This window comes from Aquipseudomonas alcaligenes (genome assembly GCF_003205495.1).
Taxonomy (GTDB): domain Bacteria; phylum Pseudomonadota; class Gammaproteobacteria; order Pseudomonadales; family Pseudomonadaceae; genus Aquipseudomonas; species Aquipseudomonas alcaligenes_B.
Genome location: NZ_QJRX01000011.1, coordinates 25,528 through 42,213, shown reverse-complemented (window position 1 = coordinate 42,213; position 16,686 = coordinate 25,528). Strand labels below are relative to the sequence as shown.

General features: G+C 68.0%; 17 protein-coding genes. 12 read left to right on the top strand and 5 right to left on the bottom strand.

Translation table 11 applies throughout. From position 1 onward, the window contains the following. Positions 1-157: 157 nt before the first annotated feature. From DMO17_RS18420 to lipB, 11 genes are all read left to right on the top strand, one after another. Complete coding sequence (locus tag DMO17_RS18420) at positions 158-1,423, top strand: glutamate-5-semialdehyde dehydrogenase (protein ID WP_110683937.1); 1,266 nt, start codon at positions 158-160, stop codon at positions 1,421-1,423. Next, positions 1,423-2,088 carry a nicotinate-nucleotide adenylyltransferase gene (gene nadD, locus DMO17_RS18415; protein ID WP_110683936.1) on the top strand — a complete coding sequence of 222 codons (666 nt, stop codon included), beginning with the start codon at positions 1,423-1,425 and terminating at the stop codon, positions 2,086-2,088. Before DMO17_RS18420 ends, nadD begins: the two co-directional genes overlap by 1 nt. Positions 2,089-2,095: 7 nt before the next feature. Then, complete coding sequence (gene rsfS, locus DMO17_RS18410) at positions 2,096-2,455, top strand: ribosome silencing factor (RefSeq protein ID WP_110683935.1); 360 nt, start codon at positions 2,096-2,098, stop codon at positions 2,453-2,455. A gap of 9 nt (positions 2,456-2,464) precedes the next feature. Then, positions 2,465-2,932 (top strand): 23S rRNA (pseudouridine(1915)-N(3))-methyltransferase RlmH, encoded by a 468-nt coding sequence (gene rlmH, locus DMO17_RS18405; protein ID WP_110683934.1) that lies wholly within the window; start codon positions 2,465-2,467, stop codon positions 2,930-2,932. A gap of 10 nt (positions 2,933-2,942) precedes the next feature. After that, a complete protein-coding gene (gene mrdA, locus DMO17_RS18400) occupies positions 2,943-4,868 on the top strand; it encodes a penicillin-binding protein 2 (protein ID WP_110683933.1) in 1,926 nt (641 codons plus the stop codon). Then, on the top strand, positions 4,865-6,013 hold the full coding sequence (rodA, locus tag DMO17_RS18395; protein WP_110683932.1) for a rod shape-determining protein RodA: 1,149 nt from the start codon (positions 4,865-4,867) through the stop codon (positions 6,011-6,013). The genes mrdA and rodA overlap by 4 nt, the downstream gene beginning before the upstream one ends. Beyond that, entirely contained in the window at positions 6,010-7,026 is a 1,017-nt protein-coding gene (gene mltB, locus DMO17_RS18390; RefSeq protein WP_375538033.1) for a lytic murein transglycosylase B, read from the top strand. The genes rodA and mltB overlap by 4 nt, the downstream gene beginning before the upstream one ends. A gap of 5 nt (positions 7,027-7,031) precedes the next feature. Further along, complete coding sequence (locus tag DMO17_RS18385) at positions 7,032-8,033, top strand: septal ring lytic transglycosylase RlpA family protein (RefSeq protein ID WP_110683930.1); 1,002 nt, start codon at positions 7,032-7,034, stop codon at positions 8,031-8,033. 92 nt (positions 8,034-8,125) lie between these two features. Further along, positions 8,126-9,301, top strand: a complete 1,176-nt coding sequence (locus tag DMO17_RS18380; RefSeq protein ID WP_110683929.1) for a D-alanyl-D-alanine carboxypeptidase family protein — start codon at positions 8,126-8,128, stop codon at positions 9,299-9,301. 146 nt (positions 9,302-9,447) lie between these two features. Continuing rightward, positions 9,448-9,726: a DUF493 domain-containing protein gene (locus DMO17_RS18375; RefSeq protein WP_110683928.1), complete on the top strand. Its 279-nt coding sequence runs from the start codon at positions 9,448-9,450 to the stop codon at positions 9,724-9,726. Beyond that, positions 9,726-10,343, top strand: coding sequence for a lipoyl(octanoyl) transferase LipB (gene lipB, locus DMO17_RS18370; RefSeq protein WP_110683927.1), 618 nt, complete (start codon positions 9,726-9,728; stop codon positions 10,341-10,343). The genes DMO17_RS18375 and lipB overlap by 1 nt, the downstream gene beginning before the upstream one ends. A gap of 69 nt (positions 10,344-10,412) precedes the next feature. On the opposite strand, the gene lipA is transcribed toward lipB, so the two are convergent. Next, on the bottom strand, positions 10,413-11,465 hold the full coding sequence (gene lipA / locus DMO17_RS18365; protein ID WP_110683926.1) for a lipoyl synthase: 1,053 nt from the start codon (positions 11,463-11,465) through the stop codon (positions 10,413-10,415). A gap of 122 nt (positions 11,466-11,587) precedes the next feature. Next, complete coding sequence (locus DMO17_RS20255) at positions 11,588-12,904, bottom strand: methyl-accepting chemotaxis protein (RefSeq protein WP_110683925.1); 1,317 nt, start codon at positions 12,902-12,904, stop codon at positions 11,588-11,590. 136 nt (positions 12,905-13,040) lie between these two features. On the opposite strand from DMO17_RS20255, the gene DMO17_RS18355 reads away from it, so the two are divergent. Then, positions 13,041-13,922, top strand: a complete 882-nt coding sequence (locus tag DMO17_RS18355) for a DNA-3-methyladenine glycosylase family protein (protein WP_110683924.1) — start codon at positions 13,041-13,043, stop codon at positions 13,920-13,922. A gap of 107 nt (positions 13,923-14,029) precedes the next feature. On the opposite strand, the gene DMO17_RS18350 is transcribed toward DMO17_RS18355, so the two are convergent. The 3 genes from DMO17_RS18350 to holA form a co-directional block, all read right to left on the bottom strand. After that, entirely contained in the window at positions 14,030-15,325 is a 1,296-nt protein-coding gene (locus DMO17_RS18350; RefSeq protein WP_110683923.1) for a lytic murein transglycosylase, read from the bottom strand. Between the two features lie 76 nt (positions 15,326-15,401). Further along, positions 15,402-15,569, bottom strand: coding sequence for an alternative ribosome rescue factor ArfA (arfA, locus tag DMO17_RS18345; RefSeq protein ID WP_110683922.1), 168 nt, complete (start codon positions 15,567-15,569; stop codon positions 15,402-15,404). A 77-nt stretch (positions 15,570-15,646) separates the two neighbouring features. Next, positions 15,647-16,681, bottom strand: a complete 1,035-nt coding sequence (gene holA / locus DMO17_RS18340; protein WP_110683921.1) for a DNA polymerase III subunit delta — start codon at positions 16,679-16,681, stop codon at positions 15,647-15,649. Positions 16,682-16,686 lie beyond the last annotated feature (5 nt).

Sequence of the window (16,686 nt, the reverse complement as noted above, 5' to 3'; positions counted from 1 at the left end):
CTGTCCGGGTAGGGAGACGGCGGCGATCTTAGCAATCCCCGGCTTAAATGAGGCTGAATCCTGCTGTTATGGCGCCGTCCGCCTGGCAATGCTGGGCGTGGAGGGGTACGCCGGCTATAATCAGCCACTTTTTCCAACCGTCAGACCTTCGCCGACCATGACCGAGTCCGTGCTCGACTATATGACCCGCCTGGGCCGCGCCGCGCGCGCCGCCTCGCGGGTGCTCGCCCGGGCCAGCACCGCGCAGAAGAACCATGCGCTGCAGGCCGCCGCCAATGCCCTCGACGCTGCCCGCGCCGAGCTGACCGCCGCCAACGAGCTGGACCTGGCCGCCGCCCGCGCCAATGGCCTGGAGCCGGCCATGGTCGACCGCCTGGCGCTGACGCCGAAAGTGATCGACAGCATGATCGAGGGCCTGCGCCAGGTCGCCACCCTGCCGGACCCGATCGGCGAGATCCAGGGCATGCGCTACCTGCCGTCCGGTATCCAGGTCGGCAAGATGCGCGTGCCGCTGGGCGTGATCGGCATCATCTACGAGTCGCGCCCCAACGTGACCATCGATGCCGCCAGCCTATGCCTGAAGTCCGGCAACGCCACCATCCTGCGCGGTGGCTCCGAGGCCATCCATTCCAACCAGGCGATCGCCCGCTGCATCCAGGTCGGCCTGGCCGAGGCCGGCCTGCCGGCCAGCGCCGTGCAGGTGGTGGAGACTACCGACCGCGCCGCCGTCGGCGCGCTGATCAGCATGCCGGAGTTCGTCGACGTCATCGTGCCGCGCGGCGGCAAGGGCCTGATCGAGCGCATCAGCCGCGACGCCAAGGTGCCGGTGATCAAGCACCTGGATGGCGTGTGCCATGTCTACGTGGACAGCGCCGCCGATCTGGATAAGGCCATCCGCGTCTGCGACAACGCCAAGACCCAGCGCTACTCGCCGTGCAACACCATGGAGACGCTGCTGGTGCATGCCAGCATCGCCGCGCGCGTGCTGCCGCCGCTGGCCGCCATCTACCGCGACAAGGGCGTGGAACTGCGTGGCGATGCCGCCACCCGCACGCTGCTCGGCAGCGACGTGCTGGAAGCGACCGAGGATGACTGGTACGCCGAGTACAACGCGCCGATCCTGGCCATTCGCATCGTCGACTCGCTGGAGGCGGCCATCGAGCACATCAACGCCTACGGCTCGCACCATACCGACGCGATCATCACCGAGAACTTCAGCGATGCCCGGCGCTTCCTCACCGAGGTGGATTCCGCCTCGGTGATGGTCAATGCCTCGACCCGCTTCGCCGACGGCTTCGAGTACGGCCTGGGCGCGGAGATCGGCATCTCCACCGACAAGCTGCACGCCCGTGGCCCGGTCGGCCTGGAAGGCCTGACCAGCGAGAAGTACGTGGTGTTCGGCGACGGGCACATCCGCACCTGATGGCCCGACGCGACGGCGCGCGGCGCATCGGTCTGCTCGGCGGCACCTTCAACCCGGTGCACATCGGCCACCTGCGCGGCGCCCTGGAAGTGAGCGAGCTGCTGGACCTGGATGAGCTGCGGCTGATTCCCAGCGCCCGTCCGCCGCACCGCGAGGCGCCGCAGGCCACGGCCGAGCAGCGCCTGGCCATGGCCCGCCTGGCGGTGGCCGGCGAGCCGCGGCTGACGGTCGATGACCGCGAGCTGCGCCGCGACAAGCCGTCGTTCACCTTCGACACCCTGGCGTCGCTGCGTGACGAGCTGGCGGCTGACGACCAGTTGTTCCTCCTGCTGGGCTGGGATGCCTTCTGCGGGTTGCCGACCTGGCATCGCTGGCAGGAGCTGCTGGGGCATTGCCATATCCTCGTGCTGCAGCGGCCGGATGCCGACAGCGAGCCGTCCGAGGCGCTGCGCGACCTGCTCGCCGCGCGCAGCGTGACCGATCCGCGGAGCCTCTCGGGGCCGAGCGGGCAGATCAGTTTCATCTGGCAGGCGCCGCTCGCGGTGTCCGCCACCCAGATACGCCAGTTGCTGGCGCAGGGCCGTTCGGCACGTTTTCTGCTGCCCGACGCCGTGCTGGCCTATATCCATGCGCACGACCTGTACCGTGCGACAACCGTTTCATGAGGTAACGATGCAAAACGAAGAACTGGTCCGGGTCGCGGTAGACGCCCTGGAAGAACTCAAAGGCAAGGACATCACCACCATCGATGTACGCGGCAAGACCAGCGTCACCGATTTCATGGTGATCGCCAGCGGTACCTCCAGCCGCCACGTCAAGTCGCTGGCCGAGAACGTGCTGGAGAAGGTCAAGGAGCAGGGCGTGCGTCCGCTCGGCAACGAAGGCCTGGATGGCGGCGAATGGGCCCTGCTCGACCTGGGCGATGTGGTGGTCCACGTGATGCAGGTCGCCACCCGCCAGTTCTATGATCTGGAGCGCCTGTGGCAGGGTGCCGAGCAGAGCCGCGCGCACCATCAGGACGCGGCGGAGTAAGCCTGCGCCGTGCGTATCAAGCTGATCGCCGTCGGCTCGCGCATGCCGCGCTGGGTGGAGGAGGGCTGGCAGGAGTACGTCAAGCGCCTGCCGCCCGAGTTGCCGCTGGAGCTGGTGGAGATCCCGCTGACCACCCGCGGCAAGAATGCCGACGTCGCCCGCCTGATCCGTCAGGAGGGCGAGGCCATGCTGAGCAAGGTGCAGCCCGGTGAACGCATCGTGACCCTGGAGGTCACAGGCAAGCCGTGGAGCACCGAGCAGCTGGCGGCCGAGCTGGAACGCTGGCGCCTGGATGCGCGCACCGTCAACCTGATGGTCGGCGGCCCCGAGGGGCTGGCGCCGGAGGTGTGTGCGCGCAGCGAGCAGCGCTGGTCGCTGTCGCCGCTGACCCTGCCGCATCCGCTGGTGCGCATCCTGCTCGGCGAACAGATATATCGCGCCTGGACCGTGCTGTCCGGCCATCCGTACCACAAGTAAGCAGTAGTCGATGCCACAGCCCATTCGCCTCAAGGACCACGAGAAGGACGCCCGCCTGGTGCGTCGTCGCGTCGTCGTCGGCGGTGTCGCGGTGCTGTTGCTGACCTGCGTGCTGGTCGCGCGCATGTACTACCTGCAGGTGATCCAGTACGAGCACCACACCACTCTGGCGGAGAACAACCGCATCCACGTGCAGCCGATCCCGCCGACCCGCGGCCTGATCTTCGACCGCAACGGGGTGATCATCGCCGACAACCGTCCCAGCTTCAGTCTGACCGTGACCCGCGAACGCGCCGGCGACTGGCAGCAGGTGCTGGACGCGCTGGTCGAGGTGCTGGAGCTGACCCCGGACGACCGCGCCCTGTTCGAAAGGCGCATGCGCCAGGGGCGCCGGCCGTTCGAGCCGGTGCCGGTGCTGTTCGAGCTGTCCGAGGAGCAGATCGCCCGCATCGCGGTCAACCAGTTCCGCCTGCCCGGCGTCGATGTGGTGGCCCAGCTGGTGCGTCACTACCCGCAGAAGGCGCGTTTCGCCCATTCGGTCGGCTACGTCGGGCGGATCAACGAAAAGGAGCTCAAGGAGCTCGATCCCACCGACTACGCCGGCACCCACCACATCGGCAAGACCGGCGTCGAACGCTTCTACGAGGACCTGCTGCACGGCCAGGTGGGTTACGAGGAAGTCGAGACCAACGCCCGTGGCCGCGTGCTGCGGGTGCTCAAGCGTACCGATCCGACGCCGGGCATGGACCTGACCCTGACCCTCGACGTCAAGCTGCAGGAGGCCGCCGAACAGGCCCTGGGGGATCGGCGCGGCGCCGTGGTGGCGATCGAGCCGGCCAGCGGCGATGTGCTGGCCATGGTCAGCATGCCCAGTTTCGATCCCAACCCCTTCGTCACCGGCATCGGCTTCAAGGCCTATGCCGAGCTGCGCGACTCCATCGACCGGCCGCTGTACAACCGCGTGCTGCGCGGCCTCTACCCGCCGGGCTCGACGATCAAGCCGATGGTCGCGGTGGCCGGCCTGGATGCCGGGGTGATCACCCCGCAGACCCGGGTGTTCGACCCCGGCTACTACCAGCTGCCCGGCCACAGCCACAAGTACCGCAACTGGAACCGCCTGGGCGATGGCTCGGTGAACATGGAGTTCGCCATCATGCGTTCCAACGACACCTACTTCTACGACCTGGCGCGCAAGATGGGGGTCGATCGCCTGCACGACTACATGACCCGCTTCGGCCTGGGCCAGCGGGTATCGCTGGACATGTTCGAGGAAACCGCTGGGCTGATGCCGTCGCGCGAGTGGAAGCGCGCACGCTATCGCCAGGCCTGGTACCCCGGTGAGACCCTGATCCTCGGTATCGGCCAGGGCTACATGCAGACCACGCCCCTGCAACTGGCGCAGGCCACCGTGCTGATGGCCACCCATGGCAAGTGGATCCGCCCGCACCTGCTCAAGGAGGCCGAGGGGCAGACGCCGCAGCAGCTGATGGCCGACGGCGCCATGGAGGGCATGCAGACGCCGCCGGACATCGTCCTGCGCGACGACAAGTTCTGGGACTACGGGCGCCAGGGCATGGAGGCGGTGATGCACGGCCCGCGCGGTACCGCGGCCAAGGTCGGTGCCGCGTCCGTCTATCGCATCGCCGGCAAGAGCGGCACGGCGCAGGTGGTGGCGATCAAGCAGGGCGAGAAGTACGACCGCAACAAGGTCCACGAGCGCCATCGCGACCACGCCCTGTTCGTCGCCTTCGCCCCGGCCGAGGCGCCGAAGATCGCCGTGGCGGTGATGGTGGAGAACGGCGAGTCCGGCTCCGGCGTCGCCGCGCCGGTGGTCAAGCAGGTGATGGACGCCTGGCTGCTCGGCCCGGACGGCCAGCTCAAGCCGGAATATCGCCCGCCGGCCCCGCTCACCGAAGAGGTTCGCGCGCAGCGATGAAACGCCAGGAGTTCGACCGCACCATCTCCGACGAGGACGTGTTCAAGCGCCGCGCCAGCCTGCTGCAGCGCCTGCACATCGATGGCTGGCTGCTGCTGATCCTGCTGGCGCTGTGTGCCGGCGGCCTGTTCGTGCTGTATTCGGCCAGCGGCAAGAACTGGGACCTGGTGATCAAGCAGGGCACCTCGTTCGGCATCGGCCTGGTCGCCGCCATCGTCATCGCCCAGTTCGAGCCGCGCTTCATGGCGCGCTGGGTGCCGCTGGCCTACCTGGCCGGCGTCGGCCTGCTGATGGCGGTGGAAGTCATGGGCCATACGGCCATGGGCGCCACCCGCTGGATCAACATTCCCGGGGTGATCCGCTTCCAGCCCTCGGAGTTCATGAAGATCATCATGCCGGCGACCATCGCCTGGTACCTGGCGCGGCACAACCTGCCGCCCAAGCTCAAGCACATTGTCGTCAGCCTGGTGCTGATTCTGATTCCCTTCGTGCTGATCCTGAAACAGCCCGATCTGGGCACGGCTCTGCTGATCCTCGCCTCCGGCGCCTTCGTGCTGTTCATGGCCGGCCTGCAGTGGCGCTGGATTCTCGGCGCGGCGGCGGCCGTGGTGCCGATCGCCATCGCCATGTGGTTCTTCGTGCTGCACCAGTACCAGAAGCAGCGGGTGCTGACCTTCCTTAACCCGGAGAGCGACCCGCTGGGCACCGGCTGGAACATCATCCAGTCCAAAGCGGCCATCGGTTCCGGCGGCGTATTCGGCAAGGGCTGGCTGCTCGGCACCCAGTCGCACCTGGATTTTTTGCCGGAAAGCCACACGGACTTTATCATTGCCGTGCTGAGCGAAGAGTTCGGCATGGTCGGGGTGTGCATCCTGCTGTTGGTCTACCTGCTGCTGATCGGACGTGGCCTGGTGATCACCGCCAATGCACAGACCCTGTTCGGCAAGCTGCTGGCTGGTAGCCTGACCATGACCTTCTTCGTCTACGTATTCGTGAATATCGGCATGGTCAGCGGACTGTTGCCGGTGGTGGGGGTGCCCCTGCCCTTCATTAGCTATGGCGGAACCCATCTGGTGACGCTGTTGTCTGGGTTTGGGGTTTTGATGGCGATCCAGACGCACCGCAAGTGGATCGCTCAGGCATGACAAGAGTGCAGAATTTGAAACAGGCAATGCGCAGCTGGGGTGTCGCCATGATGGCGCTGCTCGGCACGCTCGGGCAGGCTCAGGCCGCCGGGGAATACCAGGGGTCGGCCAAGGTGGCCGAGTTCGTCGGCGAGATGACCCGTGACCACGGCTTCGCCGCCGAGCAGCTGACCGCGCTGTTCGACCAGGTTGAACGCAAGCAGGCGATCCTCGACGCCATCTCCCGTCCGGCCGAGAAGGTCAAGCCGTGGAAGGAGTACCGGCCGATCTTCATCACCGAGGCGCGCATCAGCAAGGGCGTGGACTTCTGGAACCAGCACGCCGAGGCCCTGGCCCGCGCCGAACGGGAATACGGCGTCCCGGCCGAGGTGATCGTCTCGATCATCGGCGTGGAGACCTTCTACGGCGGCAACACCGGCAGCTGGCGCGTGCTCGATGCGCTGTCGACCCTGTGCTTCGACTACCCGCCGCGCGCCGAATTCTTCTGCCAGCAGCTGCGCGAGTTCCTCATCCTGGCCCGCGAGCAGCAGGTCGAGCCGCTCAGCCTCAAGGGCTCCTACGCCGGCGCCATGGGCCTGCCGCAGTTCATGCCGAGCAGCTTTCGCGCCTATGCCGTGGACTTCGACGGCGACGGCCACATCGACATCTGGACCAACCCGGTGGATGCCATCGGCAGCGTTGCCAGCTACTTCAAGCGCCATGGCTGGGTCACCGGCGAGCCGGTGGTCAGCCGCGCCCAGGTCAAGGGCGAGCAGGCCGACAGCGGCCTGACCGTGGGCCTCGACCCGGTGAAGAAGGTCGGCGAGCTGCGCGCCCTGGGCTGGACCAGCGGCGACGTGTTGCGCGATGACATCCCGGTCACCGCCTTCCGCTTCGACGGCGCCGAAGGTCAGGAATACTGGATGGGCCTGCCCAACTTCTACGTGATCACCCGCTACAATCGCAGCGCCATGTACGCCATGGCCGTCCATCAACTGTCCGGCGAGCTGCTCGCCAAGCGGGGCCGTCCGTGAAACCAATGCTGCGCACCCTGGCCGTCGGCGCCTTCGGCCTGGTCCTGGTCAGTTGCTCCAGCAACCGTGCGCCGCAGCCGGTGGAGCCGGGCAGCCAGCCGATCTCCGGCCCGGCGCAATACAGCCGCCCGCACCGCGACGGCGCGCCCTGGTGGGACGTCGACGTGTCGCGCATCCCCGATGCCGTGCCGATGCCGCACTATGGCAACTTCAAGGCCAATCCCTACACGGTGATGGGCAAGACCTACTACCCGATCCGCGACAGCCGGCGCTATGTCGCCACCGGCATCGCCTCCTGGTACGGCACCAAGTTCCACGGCCAGGCCACCGCCAACGGCGAGGCCTACGACCTGTACGGCATGACCGCGGCGCACAAGACCCTGCCGCTGCCCAGCTACGTGCGGGTGACCAACCTGGACAACGGCAAGAGCGTGATCCTGCGGGTCAACGACCGCGGTCCCTTCTACTCCGACCGCATCATCGACCTGTCTTTCGCCGCGGCGAAGAAGCTCGGCTATGCCGAGAGCGGTACCGCGCGGGTCAAGGTCGAGGGCATCGACCCGCACGAGTGGTGGGCCGCCCAGGGTCGCCCGGTACCCATGGTGCTGGCGCAGCCGAAGATGGCCAGCCAGGGCGCGCCGGCCGTCGCCGAGCCGGTGGCGGTGGCCGCCAGCCAGCCGATCGAGCAGTACACGCCGCCGCCCGCGCAGCACGCCGCGGCCGTGCTGCCGGTGCAGATCGACGTAAAAAAAAACGCTACGCCCGCAGCCTCTGGCCTGTATCTCCAAGTGGCCGCCTTCGCCAATCCGGACGCTGCGGAACTTCTCAAGGCCAAGCTGAGCCAAACGGTGCCTGCCAAGGTGTTTATCAGCTCGGTGGTGCGCAACCAGCAGATCTTGCACCGGGTCCGGCTGGGGCCGGTCGAAACCCAGGCTGAGGCCCAGCAGCTGCAGGACAGCGTGCGCCTGGCCAACCTGGGCGACCCCGCCCTGGTCAAGCCGGACTAGCGTCTTCGTGCGTCACCCCGCGGGGCGGCGCTGAATGCAGGCGGACTCCGGTCCGCCTGTTCCATTGTTGAACAGCCACTTCAGAGAGACGGATGAACATCGCCCGCTTTGCCCAACGCCTTTCCCTGCTCGTCACGCTGCTGGCCGCGCCTTTGCTCGCGTCCGCCGAATCGGCGATTCCCTCGCCGCCGCAACTGGCCGCCAAGTCCTATGTGCTGATGGACGCTGCCAGTGGCAAGGTGCTGGTGGAGAACAACGGCGACCAGCGCCTGCCCCCGGCCAGCCTGACCAAGCTGATGACCGCCTACATCGCCACCCTGGAGATCCGCAAGGGCAAGATCGGCGAGCAGGACCTGGTCACCGTCAGCGAGCACGCCTGGCGCACCGGCGGCGCGGCCTCCGGCGGCTCCACCATGTTCCTGCCGCTGAACAGCCAGGTGACGGTGGATGACCTGCTGCACGGCATCATCATCCAGTCCGGCAACGATGCCAGCATCGCCATCGCCGAGTACATCGCCGGCAGCGAAGACGCCTTCGCCGACATGATGAACGAGACCGCCGAGAAGCTCGGCATGAAGAACTCGCACTTCATGAACGCCACCGGCCTGCCGCATCCGGAGCACTACTCCAGCGCCCACGACATGGCCATCCTGGCCCGCGCCATCATCAACGAGGACCAGGAGCACTACGCGATCTACTCGCAGAAGGAGTTCCACTGGAACAACATCAAGCAGGGCAACCGCAACCTGCTGCTGTGGCGCGACAGCACCGTCGATGGCCTGAAGACCGGCCACACCGAGGAAGCCGGCTACTGCCTGGTGGCCTCCGCCGTGCGCGACGGCGCGCGCATGATCACCTCGGTGTTCGGTACCGACAGCGAGAAGACCCGCGCCGCCGAGACCCAGAAGCTGCTGACCTACGGCTTCCGCTTCTTCGAGACCCAGACCTTCTACAAGCAGGGTCAGGAGCTGGCCCAGGCCCAGGTGTGGAAGGGCGTCAGCCGTCAGGTCAAGGCCGGCCTGGCCGAGGACCTCAGCCTGACCCTGCCCAAGGGCCAGATCAAGCAGCTGCAGGCCGCCATGGTGCTGGAGCCGCAGCTGGTGGCGCCGCTCAAGCAGGGCGACGTGATCGGCAAGGTCGAGGTCAAGCTCGGCGAGCAGGTGATCCACACCGCCGACCTGATCGCCCTGGAGCCGGTGGAGGAGGGTGGTTTCTTCCGCCGCCTGTGGGATAGCATCCGCCTGTTCTTCTTCGGCCTGTTCAACTGACCGACCGGCGTGCCTTGAAAAGCGCGGGGCGCGCGCCCATCTTGCCGACAGGCCGGCGCGCCGCGGAGCCGGCCCGATCATGATCATGGACGCCCCCTCGCGGGGCGTTCTGTCTTTCTCGCGGGTCATGAACCCGGAGTAGTGCGATGACCGATACCGAAGTACCAGCCCCGAAAATCGAATTTCCCTGCGAGCGCTACCCGATCAAGGTGATCGGCGAGGCCGGCGACGACTTCGCCGACCTGGTGGTGGAAGTGATCCAGCGCCATGCGCCGGGCTTCGACTCCACCAGCCTGGTGGTGCGCGACAGCCGCAACGGCCGCTTCCTCTCCGTGCAGGTGCTGATCACCGCCACCGGCGTGGAGCAGCTGCAGGCGATCCATGTCGACCTGAAAGCCACCGGCCGCGTACACATGGTGCTCTGATGGCCGAACTGGTCGTGCGTCACCTGGGCCTGGCGGAGTACCTGCCGACCCTGGAAGCCATGCGCCGCTTCACCGCCGAGCGCGATGAGTCGACTCCCGACGAGATCTGGCTGCTACAGCATCCACGGGTGTTCACCCAGGGCCAGGCCGGCAAGGCCGAGCACCTGCTGGCACCTGGCGATATACCGGTGATCCAGGTCGAGCGCGGTGGCCAGGTCACCTACCACGGCCCCGGCCAGCTGGTGGCCTACCTGATGCTCAATCTGCGCCGGCAGAAGCTGGGCGTGCGCGAGCTGGTCACGGCGATGGAGAACGCGCTGGTCGACGTGCTGGCCAGCTATGGCATCGAGGCGGCGCCCAAGGCCGACGCCCCGGGCGTCTACGTCGCCGGTGACAAGATCGCCTCGCTGGGCCTGCGGGTGCGCAATGGCTGCTCGTTCCACGGCCTGGCGCTGAACGTCGACATGGACATGGCGCCGTTCCAGCGCATCAACCCCTGCGGTTACGCCGGCCTGAAGATGGTCCAGCTCAGGGACCTGCTGGAAACCCCGCCCGCGCTGGACGAGGTGAGCGAGCGCCTGGAGCGCGCCCTGCGCGAGCGTCTGGGTTATCGCTGAGGTTGAGATAGGCACCAAGCAAAAGGCCCTGGGGCGGATGCCACAGGGCCTTTTCTGTTACTAGGCTGATCAGTTCAGGTTGAGCGCCGGAATCAGGCTGTCGTCCTGCTGCTGGCCCGGCACCGGTGCGGGGGCGGCCAGGCCCAGGTTGTTCTTCTCGAACACCCGGTCGGCACGGTAGCTGGAACGCACCAGCGGGCCGGCGGCGACTTCCATGAAGCCCTTCTCCAGGCCGATGTCGCGCAGGCGGTTGAACTCCTCGGGGCTGACCCAGCGCTGCACCTTGAGGTGGTTGCGCGTCGGCTGCAGGTACTGGCCGAGGGTGAGGATGTCCACGCCGATGGCGCGCAGGTCATCCATGGTCTGCAGGATTTCCTCGTCGGTCTCGCCCAGGCCGAGCATCAGGCTGGTCTTGGTGATGACCGAGGGGCGGTGCTGCTTGGCGAACTCCAGCACGTTGAGCGTTTTCTCATAGCCGGCGCGCGGATCGCGCACCACATGGGTCAGGCGCTTGACCGTCTCGACGTTCTGGGCGAACACCTCGAGGCCGGAATCCACCACGCGGGCGATGGCCTCGCGGTCGCCATCGAAGTCCGGGGTCAGGGCCTCCACCACCACCTGCGGGGTGTTGGCCTTGATCGCCTGCACGCAGGCGGCGTAGTGCGCGGCGCCGCCGTCGGGCAGATCGTCGCGGTCCACCGAGGTCAGCACGATGTAGCGCAGGCCCATCAGCTCCACCGACTTGGCGGTGTTCTGCGGCTCCTCCTGGTCCAGCCAGCCATTGGGGTTGCCGGTATCGACCGCGCAGAAACGGCAGGCGCGGGTGCACACCGAACCCATCAGCATGATGGTGGCGGTGCCGTTGGACCAGCATTCGCCCATGTTCGGGCAGTGGGATTCCTGGCACACGGTGCTCAGGCGGTGCTCGCCGACATTGCGCTTGACCGCATCGAAGCGGCTGCCGCTCGGTGCCTTGACCCGCAGCCAGCTCGGCTTGGGCTCGACGACCTGGGGCTCGGCCGAGGCGCGGCGCTTCTGGCCATCCTTGATCGCGGTGATGCCCTGCGGCGTACGGAATTTTTCTCCGCTGGCGACGGGCTTGGGCGGGGCTGTGTCGGACATCTTGAGCTCGGCTCCGGTAGGGGCTTCGTTGGCGGGGCTTGTGGCCGGCGCCCAGTCTACCATAGGGCACCGCCAGCGGCTGCCAGCGCCGGTCGGCGGGGCTCTGCACCGTTGCGCGTGCCTCAGGGCTTGAGCTGGTTGGCGAACTGCTCCACCGCCTGCACCACCTGCTTGGCGCCCTCCTGGATCTCGACGATGACGGCGCCGGCCTGGTTGGCCAGGTCCAGTCCCTGTTCGGCCTGCTCGCGGCTACTGGCCATGCTGTCCACCGCGTTCTGCGCCAGGGTCTGGTTCTTCTGCACCACCTCGACGATCTCCTCGGTGGCCTGGCTGGTGCGCCCGGCCAGCTGGCGTACCTCATCGGCTACCACGGCGAAGCCACGGCCCTGGTCGCCGGCGCGGGCCGCTTCGATAGCGGCGTTGAGGGCGAGCAGGTTGGTCTGGTCGGCGATGCCGCGGATGGTCTGCATGATGGTGCTGATCAGCTGCGACTGTCTGCCCAGGGCCGCGATGCCATCGCTGGCCTCCTGCAGCTGGCGGGCAATGCGCTGCATCACCTCGACCGTCTGGCGCACCACGGCGGCGCCCTTGTCGGCGCTGCCGTCGGTCTGCTGGGAGATGCCGTAGGCGATGCTCGCCGCCTCGGCCACGGCCTGCTCCTGGTTGATCTGGTCGGTGATCACGGTGGCGAACTTGACCACCTTGTACAGCTTGCCGTGGGGATCGAGGATCGGGTTGTAGGAGGCCTCCAGCCACACCACCCGGCCGTGGCTGTCGACCCGCTTGAAGCGCCCGCCGACGAATTCGCCGCGGTTCAGTCGGGCCCAGAAGTCGCGGTAGGCCTGCGAGTTGTACTCCTCCGGCTCGCAGAACATGCGGTGGTGCTTGCCCTTTATCTGTTCCAGGCGATAGCCCATGCCGTCGAGGAAGCGCTGGTTGGCGCTCAGCACCTCGCCGGCCAGGTTGAACTCGATCACCGCCGTGGAGCGCAGCAGGGCATCGATCAGGCCTTCGTGCTCGCGGGAGGTGCTGATGGTACGGGTCAGGTCGGTCGCGCAGAGGGTGAAGTAGGCCAGTTCGCCGTGCGCGTTCAGCACTGGTTGCCAGATGGCGCGCAGCCAGGCTTCCTCGCCGTTGCCGCGCAGCAGGCGATAGGCGCCGCAGAGGTGCTCGCGCTGGCGCAGCGCCTGCTGCAGTTTCTGGTAGTTGGGCTCGCGGCGAAAGGATTCGGGAATCAGCGAGTCCAGTGGGCGGCCGAGCAGCGCGTCGCCGGAATAGAGCATTTCGTCGAGGAAGTTGTCGTTGGCGTAGCGCACCCGGCCGTCGGCCTCGATCTCCAGCACCAGCATCTCGCTGTACAGCGAGTCCTTGATCTGACGCATGCTGGCCAGTTCGTTACGCAGCTGGGCCAGTTCATCCTTAAGCTTGTTGTTGAACATCGGCAAAGCACCTCTGGGCATGTGACCGTGCAGCTCCGAGGAAACAGCCTCGCTGGCTGATCGACCGCTGGCGGAAAAAGCACAGTCCCTGCAGTGTAGCCTTCATCCCATAGCCCTCTGCCGCAGCCAGGAATTCATGACCTACCTCGAACTTGAAATGCGCTTGCCTGCCGATTACCGGGCGGCCGACCTGCTGTCTTTCCATGCTCGAGATGCCCAGGCCCTGGCCGAACGCGTCACGGCCGCGGGCCTGGACAAGGGCATCCTCTGGCAGGGACAGCCGGCCTGCCTGAGCCTGGCTTTCGCCGGCGGGCAGGTGCGCGCGGCGCTGCAGCTGGATGGCCAGGCAGGCGATGACCTGCCATCGCTGCGGGCGCTGGTCGAGCACATGCTGGGCCTGACCCAGCCGGTGACGGCGTTCGAGTCGGCGCTGGGTGATCACCCGCTGCTGGGGCGCCTGATCGCCGCCAACCGGGGCTTGCGCGTGCCGCAATCGGCTTCGCCGTTCGAGGCCCTGAGCTGGGCCATCAGCGGCCAGCAGATCAGTTTGCAAGTGGCCATCGCGCTGCGCCGTCGACTGATCCAGCTAGCCGGGCGGCGCCATTCCAGCGGCCTGCTGTGCTATCCGGACGCCGCGGCGGTGGCACGGCTGGACGCCGATGCCCTGGGCCGCGCCGGCTTTTCCCGGGCCAAGGCGCAGACCCTGCTGCTGCTGGCGCGCGAGGTGGCGGAGGGGCGGCTGCCGCTGGATCAGTGGGTGCAGGACGAGCCGGCCGAGGCCATTGGCCGGCGCCTGCTGGCGCTCAAGGGCATAGGCCCCTGGACGGTGGACTATGCACTGCTGCGCGGCTTCGCCCGCCTGGACGGCTCGCTGCACGGCGATGCCGCGGTACGTCGCCAGCTGCAGCGGCTGCTGGGCGCCGAGGAGAGGCTCGAGCAAGCCTTCGTGCGCGACTGGCTGGCGCCCTTCGCCCCCTGGCGGGCACTGGTGGCGGCGCATCTCTGGGCGATGCCCTGAGGCCGCGGAGCGCGCGCAGCCGGGCCAGGCGGGGAAGGGGTGAGGCGCGGGCGCACGCACCCGGGCCGCTCTCCAGCAACGCCAGGCCGATGCACTGCGGCCCTTGCTCAGCGCAGCTGTTGCAGCAGCGCCGGGGTCGGGTAGCCGTCAGCCGGCAGGCCCAGGCTCTGCTGGAAGGCACGCACCGCGCGGCGGGTGTTGGCGCCGATGATGCCGTCCGCCGGGCCCGGGTTGTAGCCTCTGGCGGCCAGGCCTTCCTGCAGGGCGATGCGCTCGCTGCGCCCCAGCGGGCGCTCGTCCTTCGGCCAGCTGCCGCTGATCTGCCCGCCACCGACGAAGCGCTGGCCGAGCAGGCCCACGGCCAGGGCGTAGGAGCTGGAGTTGTTGTAGCGCAGGATGGCGTTGAAGTTGCGGAACACCAGGAAGGCCGGGCCGCGGTGACCGGCCGGCAGCAGCAGGTAGCCGGTATCGTCCGGCGCCAGGCCGGCCGGGGTGCCTTTCACGCCGAGCGCGTGCCACTGGGCATAGGTCTTGCGGATCTCGCTGTCGGCCAGGGCATGGTCGAAGCCGTCCGGCAGGGCGACCTGGAAGCCCCAGGGCTTGCCCTGCTGCCAGCCGGAGGCCTGCAGGTAGTGGGCGGCCGAGGCCAGGGCGTCGGCGCTGGAGTTCCAGATGTCGCGCCGGCCATCGCCGTCGAAGTCCACCGCGTGGCTCAGGTAGGTGGTGGGAATGAACTGGGTCTGGCCCATGGCTCCGGCCCAGGAACCGCGCAGGCCGCTTATCCCGATGTCGCCGCTCTGCAGGATCTGCAGGGCCGCCAGCAGCTGTTCCTCGGCCCAGCGTGGGCGGCGCCCCTCGTAGGCCAGGGTGGCCAGGGAGCGGATGACCGAGTTGTCGCCCATGAACTGGCCGAAGCTGCTCTCTATGCCCCAGATGGCGACCAGGGTCTCGCGCTCTACGCCGTAGCGCCGCTCGATGGCATCCAGGCTGGCAGCATGCTCGGCGAGCAGGGTCTGGCCCCTGCGCACGCGCACCGGCGAGATGGCGCCGTCCAGGTACTCCCACACCGGGCGGGTGAACTCCGGCTGCGCGCCGTCGGCGCGTACCACGCTCGGGTCGGGGGTCACGCCACTGAAGGCGCGGTCGAACAACTCGGCCTGGATGCCGCTGCGCAGGGCCTTGAGGCGGAACTGGCGCTGCCAGCCGTTGAAGTCGATGGCCGGCGCGGGGGCCACGGCCACCTGCACCGTGTCGTTGCCCGGTGCCACGCGTTGCGGCTGGGCTGCCGGCTGGCTGGAAACCAGTTCGGGGGCGGTGTCCGGGGTTTCGGCGCAGGCGCCGAGGAGCAGGGTGGCGCCGACGAGCAGGCCGCTCAGGCGGGCGGTAGGAAAGCGGTGGGGCATTGCGCGGTGTCTCGGTCTTGCCAATCAGACCGCGACCTTAGCATGCCGGATATGCCGGTGGCGCCCCGCCGGCGGCTCAGGCGGCGAATTTCGCCAGGGCCAGAAAGCAGGAAGCCTCCCAGTGGGAGGCTTCGCGGCGGTAGCTGCCTTTGCCCTTCTTCGGCTGTTCCTGGCGGCTGCGGAACAGCGGTTGGGCGATGATGGATTTGGCCTTGTTCGGCCGCTTGCGGGCTTTCTTGCTCATCTCGATGGTCCTCGCGCACCCGCGACGCTGCGGGCGGCGCGGACTATGCGCCGCTGTACGAAAAATGTCCAGTGGCGCTATTCGCTCAGCGCCAGGCGCTGGCCGGCCATCAGCAGGGCCAGGCGCGCCAGGCTGCTCCAGGCGTCGCCGGCGGCCTGGCCCTTGACCTGCGCGTCGATGCGCTGGGCGTCGATCAGCAGCTGGTTCCAGCGCGCCGCGGTGTGCCGCTGCAAGGCACGGCTGTAGAGCGGGCGGCGCTTGTCCCAGACCGGCGGGCGGGCGCTGGCGAAGGCCTTCTCCAGCGGCACGCCCTGGCTGAACTGCTGGGCCAGGCCGGCCAGCTGGCGCAGCTCGCGGGCCAGCATGACGACGATGAACAGCGGCTCCACACCCTCGCCGCGCAGGCCTTCGAGCATGCGCAGGGCATGCGCCGCCTCGCCGCCCAGCACGGCGTCGATCAGGCCGAACACGTCGTAGCGGGCGCTGTCGGCCACCGCCGCCTGCACCGTGCCGACATCGACCTGGTTGCCTTCGGCCAGCAGCTTGAGCTTCTCGATCTCCTGGGCGGCGGCCAGCAGGTTGCCCTCGACCCGCGCGGCGATGAGTTCCACCGCTTCCTGGGTGGCCGCCAGGCCGGCCTGTGACAGGCGCTGGCGAATCCAGTTGGGCAGCTGCGCGACCTCGATCGGCCAGATCTGCAGGAACTGGCTGTGCGGCCCCTCGATCAGCGCCTTGGCCCACTTGGTCTTCTGCGTGGCGCCGTCCAGCTTGGGCAGGCTGATCAGCAGCACGGTGTCTTCCGGCGGCCGCCCCAGGTATTCGAGGAGGGCGGCGGTGCCCTTGTCGCCGGGCTTGCCACCCGGGATGCGCAGCTCGATCAGGCGCTTCTCGGCGAACAGCGAGAGGCTGGCGCCGGCCTCGTAGAGCAGGCCCCAGTCGAAGCTGGCTTCGGCATGGAACACCTGGCGTTCGCTGAAACCCTGCTGGCGGGTGGCGGCGCGGATGGCGTCCTCGGCTTCCTGGCACAGCAGCGGCTCGTCGCCACTGACCACGTAGACAGGCGCGAGCGAGCCCTGCAGGTGTTTGCCGAGTTGCGCGGGATTGAGCTTCATAGACA

Coding starts and splice junctions, on each gene's coding strand:
- DMO17_RS18420 (WP_110683937.1), top strand. CDS start 158: ATGACCGAGTCCGTGCTCGACTATATGACCCGCCTGGGCCGCGCCGCG.
- nadD (WP_110683936.1), top strand. CDS start 1,423: ATGGCCCGACGCGACGGCGCGCGGCGCATCGGTCTGCTCGGCGGCACC.
- rsfS (WP_110683935.1), top strand. CDS start 2,096: ATGCAAAACGAAGAACTGGTCCGGGTCGCGGTAGACGCCCTGGAAGAA.
- mrdA (WP_110683933.1), top strand. CDS start 2,943: ATGCCACAGCCCATTCGCCTCAAGGACCACGAGAAGGACGCCCGCCTG.
- rodA (WP_110683932.1), top strand. CDS start 4,865: ATGAAACGCCAGGAGTTCGACCGCACCATCTCCGACGAGGACGTGTTC.
- mltB (WP_375538033.1), top strand. CDS start 6,010: ATGACAAGAGTGCAGAATTTGAAACAGGCAATGCGCAGCTGGGGTGTC.
- DMO17_RS18385 (WP_110683930.1), top strand. CDS start 7,032: ATGCTGCGCACCCTGGCCGTCGGCGCCTTCGGCCTGGTCCTGGTCAGT.
- DMO17_RS18380 (WP_110683929.1), top strand. CDS start 8,126: ATGAACATCGCCCGCTTTGCCCAACGCCTTTCCCTGCTCGTCACGCTG.
- DMO17_RS18375 (WP_110683928.1), top strand. CDS start 9,448: ATGACCGATACCGAAGTACCAGCCCCGAAAATCGAATTTCCCTGCGAG.
- lipB (WP_110683927.1), top strand. CDS start 9,726: ATGGCCGAACTGGTCGTGCGTCACCTGGGCCTGGCGGAGTACCTGCCG.
- lipA (WP_110683926.1), bottom strand. CDS start 11,465: ATGTCCGACACAGCCCCGCCCAAGCCCGTCGCCAGCGGAGAAAAATTC.
- DMO17_RS20255 (WP_110683925.1), bottom strand. CDS start 12,904: ATGTTCAACAACAAGCTTAAGGATGAACTGGCCCAGCTGCGTAACGAA.
- DMO17_RS18355 (WP_110683924.1), top strand. CDS start 13,041: ATGACCTACCTCGAACTTGAAATGCGCTTGCCTGCCGATTACCGGGCG.
- DMO17_RS18350 (WP_110683923.1), bottom strand. CDS start 15,325: ATGCCCCACCGCTTTCCTACCGCCCGCCTGAGCGGCCTGCTCGTCGGC.
- arfA (WP_110683922.1), bottom strand. CDS start 15,569: ATGAGCAAGAAAGCCCGCAAGCGGCCGAACAAGGCCAAATCCATCATC.
- holA (WP_110683921.1), bottom strand. CDS start 16,681: ATGAAGCTCAATCCCGCGCAACTCGGCAAACACCTGCAGGGCTCGCTC.